Annotated in this window: 13 protein-coding genes; 12 read left to right on the forward strand and 1 reads right to left on the reverse strand. The window is 40.5% G+C overall.

From position 1 onward, the window contains the following. From B3X18_RS05440 to galE, 12 genes are all read left to right on the forward strand, one after another. A complete protein-coding gene (locus B3X18_RS05440; protein ID WP_004780494.1) occupies positions 1-990 on the forward strand; it encodes an ATP-grasp domain-containing protein in 990 nt (329 codons plus the stop codon). Next, the gene (locus B3X18_RS05445) at positions 983-2,104 is read left to right on the forward strand and encodes a glycosyltransferase family 4 protein (RefSeq protein ID WP_004780496.1); all 1,122 of its coding nucleotides are present in this window, start codon (positions 983-985) and stop codon (positions 2,102-2,104) included. The genes B3X18_RS05440 and B3X18_RS05445 overlap by 8 nt, the downstream gene beginning before the upstream one ends. Next, on the forward strand, positions 2,104-3,258 hold the full coding sequence (locus B3X18_RS05450) for a hypothetical protein (RefSeq protein ID WP_004780499.1): 1,155 nt from the start codon (positions 2,104-2,106) through the stop codon (positions 3,256-3,258). Before B3X18_RS05445 ends, B3X18_RS05450 begins: the two co-directional genes overlap by 1 nt. Then, on the forward strand, positions 3,258-4,400 hold the full coding sequence (locus B3X18_RS05455) for a glycosyltransferase family 4 protein (RefSeq protein ID WP_004780500.1): 1,143 nt from the start codon (positions 3,258-3,260) through the stop codon (positions 4,398-4,400). Before B3X18_RS05450 ends, B3X18_RS05455 begins: the two co-directional genes overlap by 1 nt. Then, positions 4,401-5,009, forward strand: a complete 609-nt coding sequence (locus tag B3X18_RS05460) for a sugar transferase (RefSeq protein WP_004780503.1) — start codon at positions 4,401-4,403, stop codon at positions 5,007-5,009. Then, on the forward strand, positions 5,009-5,662 hold the full coding sequence (locus B3X18_RS05465; protein WP_286935176.1) for an acetyltransferase: 654 nt from the start codon (positions 5,009-5,011) through the stop codon (positions 5,660-5,662). Before B3X18_RS05460 ends, B3X18_RS05465 begins: the two co-directional genes overlap by 1 nt. 42 nt (positions 5,663-5,704) lie before the next feature. Then, on the forward strand, positions 5,705-6,880 hold the full coding sequence (locus B3X18_RS05470; RefSeq protein WP_005404726.1) for a DegT/DnrJ/EryC1/StrS family aminotransferase: 1,176 nt from the start codon (positions 5,705-5,707) through the stop codon (positions 6,878-6,880). Between the two features lie 160 nt (positions 6,881-7,040). Next, positions 7,041-8,915 (forward strand): polysaccharide biosynthesis protein, encoded by a 1,875-nt coding sequence (locus B3X18_RS05475; RefSeq protein WP_005404727.1) that lies wholly within the window; start codon positions 7,041-7,043, stop codon positions 8,913-8,915. A gap of 14 nt (positions 8,916-8,929) precedes the next feature. After that, positions 8,930-9,808 carry a UTP--glucose-1-phosphate uridylyltransferase GalU gene (gene galU / locus B3X18_RS05480; protein ID WP_005404728.1) on the forward strand — a complete coding sequence of 293 codons (879 nt, stop codon included), beginning with the start codon at positions 8,930-8,932 and terminating at the stop codon, positions 9,806-9,808. Between the two features lie 13 nt (positions 9,809-9,821). Beyond that, positions 9,822-11,087 (forward strand): UDP binding domain-containing protein, encoded by a 1,266-nt coding sequence (locus B3X18_RS05485; protein WP_005017373.1) that lies wholly within the window; start codon positions 9,822-9,824, stop codon positions 11,085-11,087. Next, complete coding sequence (gene pgi / locus B3X18_RS05490; RefSeq protein WP_005404729.1) at positions 11,084-12,760, forward strand: glucose-6-phosphate isomerase; 1,677 nt, start codon at positions 11,084-11,086, stop codon at positions 12,758-12,760. The genes B3X18_RS05485 and pgi overlap by 4 nt, the downstream gene beginning before the upstream one ends. Beyond that, complete coding sequence (gene galE, locus B3X18_RS05495) at positions 12,753-13,772, forward strand: UDP-glucose 4-epimerase GalE (RefSeq protein ID WP_005404730.1); 1,020 nt, start codon at positions 12,753-12,755, stop codon at positions 13,770-13,772. Before pgi ends, galE begins: the two co-directional genes overlap by 8 nt. A 45-nt stretch (positions 13,773-13,817) precedes the next feature. On the opposite strand, the gene B3X18_RS05500 is transcribed toward galE, so the two are convergent. After that, entirely contained in the window at positions 13,818-15,191 is a 1,374-nt protein-coding gene (locus tag B3X18_RS05500) for a phosphomannomutase/phosphoglucomutase (protein ID WP_005017365.1), read from the reverse strand. Positions 15,192-15,239: the final 48 nt, after the last annotated feature.

The raw sequence follows: 15,239 nt of genomic DNA on the forward strand, positions 1-15,239 counted from the left end.
ATGAAAAAAGTATATTTTGCAACTCTACCCAATGGTTATTTTGGCAGTGCTATAAACAGTTGGAATACTTTAGATGTAAAGCGTTTAGCAGCACCTTTTTTAACTCATAATTATGATGTGCAATATATTTCGATTACAGATATTCGGCATATGGAATTTAAACAGAATGATATCTTGATTTACACTTCTTTTGAACAAGAAGAAGTGCGAGCTTATTTGAAAGATGTTCTGTATTTTGTAAAGGATCAATGCTTACTTGCACCATCTTATGAAATATTGTTGGCTCATGAGAACAAGGGGTTTCAAGAGGCTGTAAGAAAGAAAAAAGGTATTGATCATTTATCTAGTGAATATTTATTTGATATTGATCAACTAGATATTGCATTTCCCTATGTATTTAAAACAGTAGGTGGTTCTGGAAGTAGCGGTGTCGAACTTGTTAAGAGTGAGAGTGATTTAGAACGTATTAAAAAAAAACAATTTGGGTTGAACACTAAGCGTAAGATAAAAAATATTATTCGACAGTATCAATTACCTAAAGAAAATTATCTTTTATATCGTTACTACTACAAGCCATTTAAACGATTTATCACACAGAATTTTATAGAAGACTTAACTTGTGATTACCGAGTATTGGTGATTGGTGAACGTTTTTATGCGATGCGTAGAGATGTAAGAGAAGGAGACTTTCGTGCTAGTGGTAGTAAGAAGTTTAACTACCATGATGTCCCTGCTATAGTTTTAGATTTTGCGAAAGAAATATTTACTAAGCTTGAAAACCCATATATTTCTATGGATTTAGCATTAAAGGATAATCATGTTTATCTGATTGAGTACCAAGGTACGAATTTTGGCTCAAGTGCGTTAAGAAAATCAGAGGGTTACTATATAGAAAATAATCAAGAATGGTGCTTTGTTGATGAAACCTCTCATCACGAAGATACCTTGGGGTATGGTCTTTTCACTTTCGTTGAGAAAAAGCATGTCTAAAAAAGTACTTCATATTATTATTGGTCTGAATGTAGGAGGGGCAGAACTGATGCTAAAGCGTTTGGTTCTGCATAGCCAACAAAAAGGTGAATATCAACATGAAGTTGTTTCTTTAACAGATTTGGGGGTTGTAGGGAAGACTCTCGTAGATCAGGGGATTCCTGTGTATACATTGGGGATGACATCTGTTTTTAAGCTTCCAGTAATATTTTTTAAACTCAAAAAACTGATACAGCAGGTTCGTCCCGATGTAGTGCAGACTTGGATGTACCATGCTGACTTTTTGGGAGGTTTGGCCGCTAAACAGGTTGGTATTGACAATATTATTTGGGGTATCCGCACAACAGATGTAACTCAAGGTGCATCTCGCATAACAGTCGTTTTACGAGGAATATGTGCTAAATTATCGTATCGTATTCCTAAAAAAATTGTTTGTGCTGCTCATGTGTCAAAAGATTTACATATTCAGGTTGGGTATGATGCTAGTAAAATGGTTGTGATACCGAATGGGTTTGAGTTAGACAAACTTGTGGCGACAGAAGAAGATAGAATGCAACTTAGACAAGAGTTAGGTCTATCAGATATAGATATTGTGATTGGTTCAGTTGGACGTTTTAATGAAGTCAAGAATCAAAAGTTATTTGTTGAGGTTGCTGCTTTATTAGTTAAAGATTTCCCCAATTTAAAGTTTATGATGGTTGGTCGTGATAATGACGAAAACAATGAAGTTTTAATGAAATGGCTGCAAGAAAATAATTTGGTAAAAAATTTTCGCTTGCTTAGTCAGAGAAGTGATATACCAAAATGCCTAAAAACAATGGATATTTTTTGTTTGCATTCTAAAACAGAAGGCTTTCCAAATGTTTTAGGAGAGGCTATGGCTATTGGTACTTTAGTTACGGCATTAGATGTTGGAGATTCTAAATATTTATTAAATAATGAAAAATTTATAGCACAAGATAAAATTGAAATTTTAAGTATATTAGAAGATATATTAAGTAGTATAAAAGATTTTTCAGAAGTTATAACTGAAAATAAGGAACGAATTTTGAAAGAATTTCCTTTATCTCGTATTGTAGTTTTATATGAAGAAATCTATTTAAAGGGAATGTGATGTATCAGTTTGATGCTTTTTCAAATATTATTTGGGCACCTATATTATTTTCTATATTTTTAATTTTATCTCTAAAGGTTTGTAATTACTTTAAGATAAATTACAAATTAAGTTTGTCTTTATACCTTTGGCATACTTTATTTTGTGTGGTATATATATGGTTTGCTTTAACTTTTGGGGCGGATTCAAATAAATATTATTATAATGCATTAAATTTTGATAACAGGGAGTTTAATTTTGGTACCTCTTTTATAATATATTTTACTTACTTTTTGTATAACTTTCTTGGTTTTTCTTATGTTGATCAATTTTTAATACATGGTTATATTGGTTATATTGGCTTATTAGCATTTGCAGGATCAATAAAGCAAGCAACATTATACAAAAGTAAAAATATTAAATTACTAGGTTGGGTAATTGTTTTTTTACCATCAATAAGTTTCTGGACTACTGCACTCGGAAAAGATGCTATTTCATTTATGGCATTAGGTTTAGCATTATGGTCTGCACTAGATTTTAAAAATCGCAAATTATTATTATTTTTTTCAATTTTTTCTATGTTTATGGTACGACCTCACATAGGTGCTGCACTAGCTATTGCATTTGCTTTTTCGATTATTTTCGACAAAAGAACCTCATTGTATATAAAAGTTTTTTTTGGAACTATATCACTTATTATTACAGCTTTTATTATTCCTATAATGGTAAATTATATTGGTTTGTCAGAAGCAGATGAGTTGTCCGATGTAGATGCATACGTAGATAAAAGACAGAATTCCAATTTAAGTGGGGGTAGTAGTTTAGATATAGCCTCAATGAGCTTGCCAATGCAAATGCTAAGCTATCTATTTAGACCTTTACCATTTGAAGCTCATACACTATTTGCACTAATTGCTTCATTGGACAATATTATTTTAATTTATTTATTAATTTTAGGGGTCGTTGCCTACTTAGAGAAATCTAAACCTTCAATTGAGTCAAATCGTATTTTTTTATGGGTATACTTTTTTATCTGTTTGATAATGTTAGCTACTACTACAGCGAATTTAGGTATTGCTATGAGACAAAAATGGATGTTTTTACCCTGCTTAATATTTTTATTATTAAGTGTTATTGGTGCTAAAAATAAAGAATTAGATAAGAGTTTAAAATAATGAAATTTTTAATTATTTCTAGTTTTCTCCCTTCAGTATTAAATTTCCGTGGAAAATTGCTTGAATCGATCCATAATCACGGCTATGAAATCCATATTATTGCACCCGATCTAACTTATTTTTTTGCCGAGCATGAAAAACTGTTAGAACTTGGTTATTTCGTACATGAAGTTTCCATGCAGCGTACAGGTGCTAATCCTGTAGCAGACTTAAAAACCTTAGGGACCATGTATACGCTTATAAAAAAAATCAAACCTGATTATGTTTTATCTTATACGATCAAGCCGGTGATCTATGGAACACTCGCTGCGTGGCTAGCAAAAGTACCGAATCGATATGCCTTAATTACAGGTTTGGGCTATGCATTTCAAAATGTAGAAACTCAGACTAAGCGTAGTGTTTTCCAGAAACTGGTTCATGGTTTATACCAGCAGGCATTGTCGCACAGTCATAAGGCATTTTTCCAAAATCCGGATGACTTAAAACTTTTTCAGGATTTAAAGCTTTTAAACACTCAAACGCCTACAGTAGTAGTGAACGGTTCGGGGGTCAATGTTGCCGACTTTAATGTATTGCCTTTGCCTCTAACTGCTGATCAAAAAATTAAAATTTCCTTCTTGCTGATTGCACGTTTACTGGTAGATAAAGGTGTTCGTGAATATGCCGAAGCAGCAAAAATCATAAAACATAAATATCCGCATGTAGAATTTAATCTGGTGGGCTGGATTGATGAAAATCCTTCGGCCATTGGTCAGCAAGAACTGGATCAATGGGTGGCCAGTAACACATTAAACTACTGGGGGAAACTATCCGATGTTCGCCCTGCAATTGCAGAAAGTTCGGTGTATGTGTTGCCGTCGTATCGTGAGGGTACACCCCGTACAGTTTTAGAAGCCATGGCAATGGGCAGGGCAATTATTACCACGGACGCACCAGGTTGTCGTGAAACTGTTACCGATGGCGATAACGGCTTTCTAGTTGAAGTAAAATCCGTGGAAAGTTTAGTAAAAGCAATGGAGAAACTGATTCTTCAGCCAGAGCTTATCGCTAAAATGGGAAGCCGCTCCCGAGAAATCGCACTTCATAAATACGATGTACATCAGGTAAACACACATATGATGCAAGAAATGGGTTTGATCTAAATGCTAAAACGCCTTCTCGATATTATCATCGCTTCCATCGCCCTGATCCTGCTTTCACCACTTTATGCCTTTGTTGCTTACAAAGTGAAAAAAAATCTGGGCTCTCCAGTCTTGTTTCGCCAGGTGCGTCCCGGGTTACATGGCAAGCCCTTTGAAATGATTAAATTTCGCAGCATGAAAGATGCTGTAGATGCTCAAGGCAACCCCTTACCAGACAGTGAGCGATTAACCCCCTTTGGCAAAATGCTGCGCTCCACCAGTCTGGATGAAATGCCGGAACTGTGGAACGTAATCAAAGGTGATATGAGTATTGTCGGCCCACGCCCATTGTTGATGGAATACCTGCCGCTTTACAGCCCTGAACAGGCCAAACGCCATGATGTAAGACCGGGCATGACGGGTCACGCGCAGGTCAATGGACGTAATGCCATTGGCTGGGAAGAAAAATTCAAGCTGGATACCTGGTACGTCGAAAATCAGTCCATCTGGCTCGACTTCAAAATCATGTTTAAAACGGTACATAAAGTTTTAGCAAAAGATGATATCAGTGCCGAGGGTGAAGCGACTATGACACGTTTTACTGGCTCACAACACAAGGACGAAACATAATGAAAGCTTTATATATTGGTGTTTACGGTGCAAGTGGTTTTGGTAAAGAAGTTATGCCATTGGTTCGCCAGCAATTTCCAACCTTAACCAAAGATAACTTTGTTTTTATCGATGATAGCCAAGCTGGCAATAGTTTAAATGGCTATGCTGTTCTAAGTTATCAGGATTTTCTCGCTACACCAAATACCCATAAGGCTGTAACCATTGCTATCGCGAATAGTCAAGTTCGTGAAAAACTGGTTCAGCGTTTAAATGAGGACCAGATACAGCATCTAGATGTTCATGCAGGCAATACAGTTATTCTAGATGAGGTGCATATTGGTGAAGGAAGTTTACTTTGTCCTTTTACTTGTCTGACATCCAATATCAAAATTGGAAAATTCTTTCATGCCAATATTTATAGCTATGTCGCTCATGACTGTGTCATCGGTGATTACGTCACCTTTGCTCCTGGGGTGAAATGCAATGGCAATATCCATATCGAAGACCATGCCTATATTGGTACAGGTGCCGTGATTAAACAGGGTACACCAGACCGCCCTCTGGTCATTGGTAAAGGTGCTGTAGTGGGCATGGGGGCAGTAGTTACAAAAAGTGTACCTCCTGGGGTTACTGTCATTGGAAACCCGGCGCGTATACTTGAAAAGAAATAATTTTTTTTAATTTTTTATTATCATTTAATTTTAGGTCGTACCATGCTAAATACTGCATTTGAACCATGGCCAAGCTTTACTCAAGAAGAAGCCAGTGCCGTCTCTCAAGTTTTGCTCTCCAATAAAGTCAATTACTGGACAGGCCAGGAATGCCGGGAATTTGAAAAAGAATTTGCACACTATACCGGCACCAAATATGCAATTGCTCTCGCCAATGGTACGGTCGCACTTGATCTGGCATTAAAAGCTTTAGGTATCGGACCGGGGGATGATGTGATTGTCACCTCACGCACTTTTCTGGCCTCTGCCAGTTCAATTGTCACAGCCGGTGCTAATCCTGTTTTTGCCGATGTCGAGCTGGATTCACAAAATATTTCCCGTGCTACGATTGAAGCTGTTTTAACACCAGATACCAAAGCAATTATCTGTGTGCATCTGGCGGGCTGGATGTGTGATATGGACCCTATCATGCAACTGGCTGCTGATAAAGGACTATATGTAATTGAAGACTGTGCGCAGGCACATGGTGCACAGTATAAAGGCCGGCCAGCCGGTTCCATCGGTCATATTGCGGCATGGTCATTCTGTCAGGATAAAATTATGTCCACAGGGGGTGAAGGCGGTATGGTCACTACCAATGATGAAGCGCTGTGGAAAAAAATGTGGTCTTATAAAGATCATGGCAAGAACTTTGACAGTATTTATCACAAGCAGCATCCACCAGGCTTTCGCTGGGTACATGATTCATTTGGAACTAACTGGCGCATGATGGAAATGCAGGCAGTCATTGGCCGGATCCAGTTAAAAAGAATGCCAGAATGGACCAGGAAGCGAACTGAACATGCTCAAAAAATTCTAGATACCTGTGCACAAAGTCAGTATTTTTCTGTACCGAATCTACCACCTGAGTTTGTACATGCTTACTATAAATGCTATGTACAGGTGAAGCCAGAAAACCTGCCAAAAGGCTGGGACCGTAACCGGATCATGCAGGAAATTAATACCCTGGGCGTTCCGTGTTTTAGTGGTTCATGCTCAGAAGTGTATCTTGAACATGCATTTGATCATACACCATGGCGACCGGCTGAGCGTCTTCCACAAGCAAAGCAGTTGGGCGAGACCAGCTTAATGTTTTTAGTGCATCCGACTTTAAGCACTGAAAATTTAGTTAAAACAGTTGAAGTGATTCAAAAAGTCATAAAAATGATGAATACCTGATCGTTGTTGAAGCTAATATAAAATTAACGCACATGTTGGCTCTTTTTTGTTTTCATATTTCATGTTTATTGTAGTACTCGGGTAAAAAATATTTATTTATCAAAAGCAAAGGCGTATAAAGATTTGCATTTGATGAAATAATTCATACTAGAAGATCATCGTGAAACAACTTATTTTTAAACTTGCATCAGCTCCCCGACTTATTAAACAGGGTTTTCTAGTCTTACTGGATCTAATTGTCTTTCCGGTACTCCTGTGGCTCTGTTATGCCATTCGCCAATTTGACTTGAGTGTTGAGGTAGTACCTGGCCTAGATCATGGCGCTTTCTTGGTAAGCATTATTGGAGTCATCTGTCTGGCAATCTGCGGTATTTACCGTTTTATTGTACGTACCTTCAATGAATTTTTTATGGTCAAGCTGGCACTTGCCATGCTGTTAATGATTGGCACACTTTATGCCTTGGCCTATTTTTCTCCTGCTTTTATCCCGATGTCTATTCCTTTTATGTTCGGCTTTATGATGTTTGGCTGGGTATGGTTTAGCCGGGCAATCATCCGTTTTGTCATTAAAGGTGCTTTACAATCTGGTTTGGGACGTAAACGTATTGCGATTTATGGAGCTGGTTATGCCGGCCAGCAGATTGCCGCAGCATTATTTCGTTCAGATGAACACTTACCTGTATTTTTTATAGATGATAAAGCAAACTTGCAGGGTCATATTGTTGGAGGCCTGTGTGTCTATTCTATTCAAAAGGCACTTGAGCTTCTTAAAAAATATCATATAGAAGAGATTTTAATTGCTATTCCTTCGGCTAGCCGGGTCCGTAAAAGCGAAATTATTAAACAGCTGGAACCGGCACGGCTTAAAATTACCGAGCTTCCAGGCCTGACTAAGCTGGTAGATGGTGATATTAAAATCGCCGATATCCGTGAAGTAGATATTATTGACCTGCTTGGCCGCGATCCTGTGCCGCCAATTGATCACCTTCTGGCTAAAAACATTCATAATAAGGTAGTTATGGTGACTGGGGCAGGTGGGTCAATCGGCTCGGAATTATGCCGCCAGATTATTAAAAACCAGCCTTTACGTCTGGTAATTTATGAATTAACCGAGTTTGCCCTGTACAGTATTGATAAAGAACTGCGACTGGCGACCCAATGCGAGATTATTCCAATTCTAGGGACCGTGCTCGACCAGCAGAAATTGGAACGGGTAATTGAACAGTACGCAGTACAGACGGTTTACCATGCTGCAGCCTATAAACATGTGCCACTGGTCGAATGTAACCCGATTGCCGGTCTTAAAAATAATGCGATTGGTACGGCCAATAGTCTGAATGCTGCCATTAAAAAGGCTGTAGAAACCTTTGTACTGATCTCAACCGACAAGGCAGTCCGCCCGACAAATGTAATGGGGGCATCCAAGCGCATGGCAGAGCTATACTGTCAGGCAATGGCAGAAGAACAGACCCAGACCCAGATCAGTATCGTGCGCTTCGGTAATGTATTGGGCTCATCTGGTTCAGTAGTACCTCTGTTTAAACAGCAGATTGCTAAAGGTGGTCCGATTACTGTGACCCATCCTGAGGTTACCCGTTATTTTATGACTATTCCTGAGGCTTCACAGCTGGTAATTCAGGCCGGGGCACTCGGTACAGGTGGCGATGTATTTTTACTTGATATGGGGGAGCCGGTACGGATCCAGGATCTGGCACGGCAGATGGTATCTTTAAGTGGTTTAACAGTTCGTGAACAAGATACAACCGAAGGCGATATAGAGATTCGCTATAGTGGTCTGCGCCCAGGTGAAAAATTATATGAAGAATTGCTGATTGATCATGACAATACACAAATTACAGAACATAGCCGTATTTTAAGGTCATTTGAAAAACACTATACCTTTAGCGAGCTGTTACCTGTATTTGAACGTATTAATAACATGACAGCTATTCAGACTGATATTGACTGGGCACTTGGCCAGCTTGAATATTATGTTGATGGTTATAAACGCAGTGGACTTGTTTCAGTAAACTAAACTTTGGAAATAATATGCAGATTAAAAAAGCGATTCTTCCGGTAGCGGGACTGGGAACCCGCTTTTTACCCGCCAGTAAGTCTATTCCTAAAGAAATGGTAACTGTTGTTGACCGCCCGGCGATTGAATATGTGGTACGTGAAGCAGTAGAGGCTGGAATTGAAGAAATTATTCTGGTAACCCATGCGTCTAAGGGAGCTATTGAAAATTACTTTGACCGTAATTTTGAGCTCGAAACCACGTTAGAACAAAAAAAGAAGTTTGACCTGCTAAAAGAAATTACTGAAATTATTCCTTCTCATATTAGTGTTATTAGTGTACGCCAGCCACAGCCACTCGGGCTGGGTCATGCTGTGCTCTGTGCCAAAGCAGTAGTAGGGAATGAACCTTTTGCTGTTCTGTTACCTGATGTTCTGGTGAAAAATGAGAAAGGTATAAATGATCTGGCACAAATGATGCAGCGTTATGAGACTGCACAGGCTGCCCAGATCATGGTAGAGGCCGTACCGGATGAGCTGGTGGATCAGTACGGTATTGTTGAGGTCTCTCTTCTACCTGAAGCAGGGCAAAGTATAGCCATGCAGGGAATTGTTGAAAAACCTGCAGTTGGTACAGCGCCCTCTAATCTATCCGTGATTGGCCGCTATATTTTACCGGCAGAGATTATGCAGCTGCTTGAGCAGACGCCCAAGGGTGCCGGTAATGAAATTCAGTTAACGGATGCGATTGCGCTTCTACAGCAGAAACAGGCAGTAGAAGCTTACCGGATGCAGGGACAGACTTTTGATTGTGGTAGCAAGTTGGGTTACCTCAAGGCAGTGTTACATTATGGGGTTAATCATCCGCAGCTGGGTACAGACTTTAAGGCATTAATTCAGGAACTTAATTTTTAAAGCAGGAGGCACTATGAAAATTGCGGTATTTGGCGCAACCTTACAAGCCGCGGTAATGAGTGCTTTATGGGCAGAGACAGGCCACCAGGTCTACTGGTGTCAGGGACTCGAAGAAACCTGTGCACCAGGTCTTACCCTAGATACCCAGCTACTTGAGCTTCTGAGCCGGCAAAAACACTTGGGGAATTTAAAAGAGACCAGTTTAAGCAGTTTAAAAGAAGATATTGATGTCTATTTTTTTGGTTTTAATCCCTCCTGTTTTCAGGAAGCCTTAGATATTGTCCAGCATTTAAGCCGTCAACCCATTATCCACCCGAAATTAATGATCAATGGTTCTACTTTTGGTTTGAAGGGTACAGCTTCACTACAGAAAATTCTGGCTAAAGATGCCTGGGTTTACTTGCCTGACATGATTCAGGAGGGCAAGTCGGCCGAGAGTTTTACTCACTCACGTGAAGTCGTAATTGGTATTGATGAAAAATATTATGATTTTGCCCAAACCCAGACCCGTGAGCTGCTGAGACCATTTTTTCCGTTGAGCCAGCAGTATCTGTTCATGCCCATACTGGATGCAGAATTTACCAAGCTGAGTATTTCTGGCATGCTCGCCACCCGCATCAGCTATATGAATGACTTGGCCCAGGTCGCAGAAAAATTGCATATTGATATTGAAAATGTACGTTTGGGCCTAGGTGCTGACAGCCGGATTGGTTCAAGCTATTTACAACCGGGAGTCGGATTCGGGGGCGATAATTTCTCCAGGGATATTCTGACCCTGTCAGAAACTATGTCGAGTAGTGGTACCAACAGTCGCCTTTTACAGCAGGTCTGGGAGATTAACGAGCAGCAGAAGGAAATACTTTTCCGTAAATTATGGAATTATTACTGCTGTGACTTGCAAGGTAAAACGGTTGCAATCTGGGGTGCGGCTTTTAAGGAAAATACCAGCAGTACCATTAATTCTCCAGTGCATACCATGCTGGAAGCCTTATGGGCGCAGCAGGTCACTGTAAAACTGCATGACCCGGCTGCTCTACCAGATCTGGAAAACTATTATGGTAAGCGTGAAGACCTGATTCTCTGCCGTAATCCTTATGAAGCAGTACAGGATGCTCACGCCCTATGTCTGATGACAGCGTGGAAAGCCTACTGGAGTCCAGACTATTCCCGTTTAAAACAGTTAATGGCACATCCTATGATTCTGGATGGCCGTAATATTTATGACCCAGCTTATGTCAGAGCCCAAGGTTTTGCCTATGAAGGAGTGGGGCGCATATGAACCAGAATATACAACAGACATCAGAGTTTCCCAAAAATATGCCGGCCTATCAGAAGCTGGAACAGTTGGCTGAGGCACTCAAAGCCCAGCATTTAAATGATCTATTTAAGAATGAACCAGACCGCTTCAATGATTATTCTATTCATATTGAACAGTTGACCTTTGATTATAGCAAGCATCGGGTAAATCAGGATGTCATAGGACAGCTGGTAGCATTGGCTGAACAGCAGAAGTTACCAGAATGGATTCATGCATTATTTTCTGAGCAGGAAATTAATTACACCGAGCAGCGTGCAGCTATGCACTGGGCCTTGCGGTTGCCTGAAAATGAAGTAAAACATGCTGATCTGGCAGCACAGGTCCATGAACAGTTACAACGTATGTATGGGTTGGTCGAGAAAATCCATGCTGGACAGTTCCGCGGCGCGACTGGTGAAGTAATACGGGATGTTGTAAATATTGGAGTAGGTGGATCAGATCTTGGTCCTCTGATGACCACTTATGCATTAGGTGATTTCAAGGTTCAGAGCCGCAGATCTCTGGGGGTCCACTTTGTTTCCACAATTGATGGTAGTCAGCTATCAGATCTGCTGCATCAGTTACGTCCTGAAACCACCCTCTTTATTATTTCATCAAAATCTTTTAGTACCATCGATACCCTGTCAAATGCCCAGACTGCACGGCAATGGCTAGAAAAAGAACTCGGCCAGCATCCCCATATTTTAAAAAGTCATTTTATTGGAGTCTCTACCAAGCCTGAAAAAATGACAGAATGGGGAATCGTACCTGAAAACCAGTTACTGTTATGGGAATGGGTCGGTGGACGCTATTCACTCTGGTCCTGTATTGGTCTACCGATTGCCCTAACCATTGGAATTGAAGGCTTCAAACAATTTTTGGGCGGTGCTTACACAGTAGACCGGCATTTTCAGGAAGCTCCATTACATAAAAACATCCCCGTACTGATGGCTTTACTCGGGGTATGGAACAGTAATTTTCTGGAAATACAGACCCATGCCATTTTGCCTTACGATGGCCGCCTGAAATATTTTGCCTCTTATTTGCAGCAGCTGGAAATGGAGTCAAATGGCAAATCTGTACAGCGCAATAGCGAACGGGTAAATTATAATACCTGTCCTATTATCTGGGGTGAGGTAGGCCCAAATGCACAACATGCGTTTTACCAGTTGCTGCATCAGGGAACACAAGCGGTAAGTTGTGATTTTATTGCTCCAGTCAAGCGTTATAATGCTAATCAGTTTACCTATATCCAGAATGCTGAAGCCTTGGTAGAACAGCATCACCTCGCTCTGTCTAACTGTCTGGCGCAGTCGCGTTTACTGGCATTTGGCAATGCAGCCCTGAATCAGGAAGAGTCCGCACAATTGCCGATCTATAAGCAGTATGAAGGTAATCAGCCAAGCAGTACCCTGCTGTTACAAGAACTTAATCCATTTAGTCTGGGAATGCTGATCGCACTTTATGAACATAAAGTTTTTGTACAGTCAGTTATCTGGAATATTAACCCATTCGATCAATGGGGAGTGGAAAAGGGTAAGCAGATTGCGAATGAACTGCTCCCCATACTGAATCGTCAGCAGGAAAATATTTCTCAGCTGGATGCTTCTACCCAAGGTTTAATTAAAGTGTTATTAGGTCAATATTATGGCTAAAGTTTTAGTCACAGGTGGAGCCGGCTATATTGGCTCGCATACCTGTGTAGAGTTACTCCAAGCCGGACATGAAGTAATTGTGCTTGATAATTTAAGTAACAGTTCAGAAGAGGCTTTGCATCGAGTACAACAGCTCACACAAAAGTCACTGGTTTTTATTCAGGGTGACATACGAGACCATCAGGTGCTTGACCAGATATTTGATGAATATAAAATTGATGCCGTTATTCATTTTGCTGGGCTGAAAGCAGTTGGGGAAAGCCAGCAGGTGCCGCTGGTGTATTTTGATAACAATATTGCAGGCAGTATAGCTCTGGTTCAGGCGATGCAGAAAGCTCAGGTATATCGGCTGGTATTTAGCTCGTCTGCTACAGTCTATGACGAAGCCAATATCTCTCCTTTAAAAGAAGAAATGCCAACAGGTATGCCAAGCAATAACTATGGCTACACCAAGCTAATGGTTGAGCAGATCTTAGAGAAACTTTCTATAGCGGATGAGCGGTGGTCTATTGCGTTATTAAGATATTTTAACCCGGTTGGGGCCCATCAAAGTGGTCAGATTGGTGAGGATCCACAAGGTATTCCAAACAATTTAATGCCGTATATTACCCAGGTAGCAGTGGGTCGCCGTGAAAAATTGTCAATCTATGGAAGTGATTATGACACGGTAGATGGAACGGGTATCCGTGATTATATACATGTGGTTGACTTGGCAAATGCCCATTTATGTGCCTTAAATAACCGTTTAAATTCACAGGGATGTCGTGCCTGGAATATCGGTACTGGTCAAGGATCTTCGGTATTACAGGTAAAAAATGCATTTGAAGCAGTGAATCAAGTCAAGATTCCATTTGAGTTTGTTCCTCGCCGTACAGGTGATGTTGCAATATCCTTTGCAGATAATTCGCGTGCAATGGCTGAATTGGGCTGGCAGCCACGATATACCTTGGAAGATATGTTAAAAGATAGCTGGAAATGGCAGCAGCAAAATCCGCAAGGTTATCATTCCTGAAAAGAAAAAACGGAGTCAATACTCCGTTTTTTATAATTTTTTATATTAACTTCCCTGAATAAGTGCGGTCAGTTCATCAATATAGTGCAGCATCGGTCGCGCAGTCCGTTCAGCCTGGATTTCAATATTCAGGCGTAGCAAAGGTTCAGTATTTGAAGCACGAACATTGAAACGCCATTCTCCAAAGTTCAGGCTGATCCCGTCAGTCTTATCAATTTGCGGTTGTTGTGATTGATAATGTGCCAAGATATTCTCAATTGTCTTTTGAGTATCTTCAACCTTAAAATTGATCTCACCACTACAAGGGAATTTTTCAATCATACGCTCAACCAGGCTCGATAGTGTTTGGCCGGTTTCTGACAGCAGGGCAATAATGAGTAACCATGGAATCATTCCACTATCACAGTAGGCAAAATCACGAAAATAATGGTGAGCACTCATTTCGCCGCCATACACAGCATTGTGTTCCCGCATAACATCTTTAATAAAAGCATGACCTGACTTGGACTGGACTGCAACACCATGGTACTGCTCGACAATATCTAGGGTATTCCATACCAGACGCGGATCATGCACAATTTTTTCACCCGACTGTTTAATCAAAAATGCCTGTGCCAGCAATCCGACAATATAATATCCTTCAATAAACTGCCCTTTTTCATCAAACAGGAAGCAGCGGTCAAAGTCGCCATCCCAAGCAATACCTAGGTCTGCCTGATGTTGCAGTACCGCTTGGCGGGTAACATCACGGTTTTCAACCAGAATCGGATTGGGAATACCATTCGGAAAATGCCCATTGGCCTCATGATGAATTTTAATAAACTCTACCGGTATATCTAAGGTCCGGAATTTAGTCTCAATAGCATCAATTACATGTCCGGCCGCACCATTTCCGGCATTAACGACCAGTTTAAGCAGGCGAATCTTGCCAGGTTCGATATAATTCATCAGGTGTTCAACAAACTCTGGCAGAATATTATAAGACTGGGTAGTTCCTGGTTTTTGTATCTGTGTAAAGTTTTCACTCTCAGCTAAAGCCTGAATATCTTTTAAACCCGTATCTGCACTGATGGGGCGTGCATTTTCACGGACCAGTTTCATACCGTTATAATCCATCGGATTATGACTGGCAGTAATCTCGATTCCACCTTGTACATTTAGATGAAAAGCCCCAAAGTAAACTTCTTCGGTTCCAGTCATACCCAGATCCAGTACATTAACGCCGGCATCATTTAAGCCGCGAATAGTGGCCTGTTTTAGAGACTCACTGCTAAGACGAATATCACACCCCACCACCACAGTCTGAGGCTGATAAATCTGTCCATAGGCACGGCCAATTTTATAAGCAATCTCTTCATTCAGCTCTGTTCCGAGCTTGCCACGGATGTCATAAGCTTTAAAGCAGGTAAGTACAGTCATGAGTGATGATCAATTTTTATAAAGATGGATCTTATTATAGACCTTCGA

Origin of the sequence: Acinetobacter sp. UBA6571, assembly GCF_002434085.1 — a bacterium.
In the GTDB taxonomy this organism is placed as follows: Bacteria; Pseudomonadota; Gammaproteobacteria; order Pseudomonadales; family Moraxellaceae; genus Acinetobacter; species Acinetobacter radioresistens.

Excerpts from the sequence above, each read along its gene's own strand:
- B3X18_RS05440 (WP_004780494.1), top strand. The coding sequence starts at position 1 with ATGAAAAAAGTATATTTTGCAACTCTACCCAATGGTTATTTTGGCAGT.
- B3X18_RS05445 (WP_004780496.1), top strand. The coding sequence starts at position 983 with ATGTCTAAAAAAGTACTTCATATTATTATTGGTCTGAATGTAGGAGGG.
- B3X18_RS05450 (WP_004780499.1), top strand. The coding sequence starts at position 2,104 with ATGTATCAGTTTGATGCTTTTTCAAATATTATTTGGGCACCTATATTA.
- B3X18_RS05455 (WP_004780500.1), top strand. The coding sequence starts at position 3,258 with ATGAAATTTTTAATTATTTCTAGTTTTCTCCCTTCAGTATTAAATTTC.
- B3X18_RS05460 (WP_004780503.1), top strand. The coding sequence starts at position 4,401 with ATGCTAAAACGCCTTCTCGATATTATCATCGCTTCCATCGCCCTGATC.
- B3X18_RS05465 (WP_286935176.1), top strand. The coding sequence starts at position 5,009 with ATGAAAGCTTTATATATTGGTGTTTACGGTGCAAGTGGTTTTGGTAAA.
- B3X18_RS05470 (WP_005404726.1), top strand. The coding sequence starts at position 5,705 with ATGCTAAATACTGCATTTGAACCATGGCCAAGCTTTACTCAAGAAGAA.
- galU (WP_005404728.1), top strand. The coding sequence starts at position 8,930 with ATGCAGATTAAAAAAGCGATTCTTCCGGTAGCGGGACTGGGAACCCGC.
- B3X18_RS05485 (WP_005017373.1), top strand. The coding sequence starts at position 9,822 with ATGAAAATTGCGGTATTTGGCGCAACCTTACAAGCCGCGGTAATGAGT.
- pgi (WP_005404729.1), top strand. The coding sequence starts at position 11,084 with ATGAACCAGAATATACAACAGACATCAGAGTTTCCCAAAAATATGCCG.
- galE (WP_005404730.1), top strand. The coding sequence starts at position 12,753 with ATGGCTAAAGTTTTAGTCACAGGTGGAGCCGGCTATATTGGCTCGCAT.
- B3X18_RS05500 (WP_005017365.1), bottom strand. The coding sequence starts at position 15,191 with ATGACTGTACTTACCTGCTTTAAAGCTTATGACATCCGTGGCAAGCTC.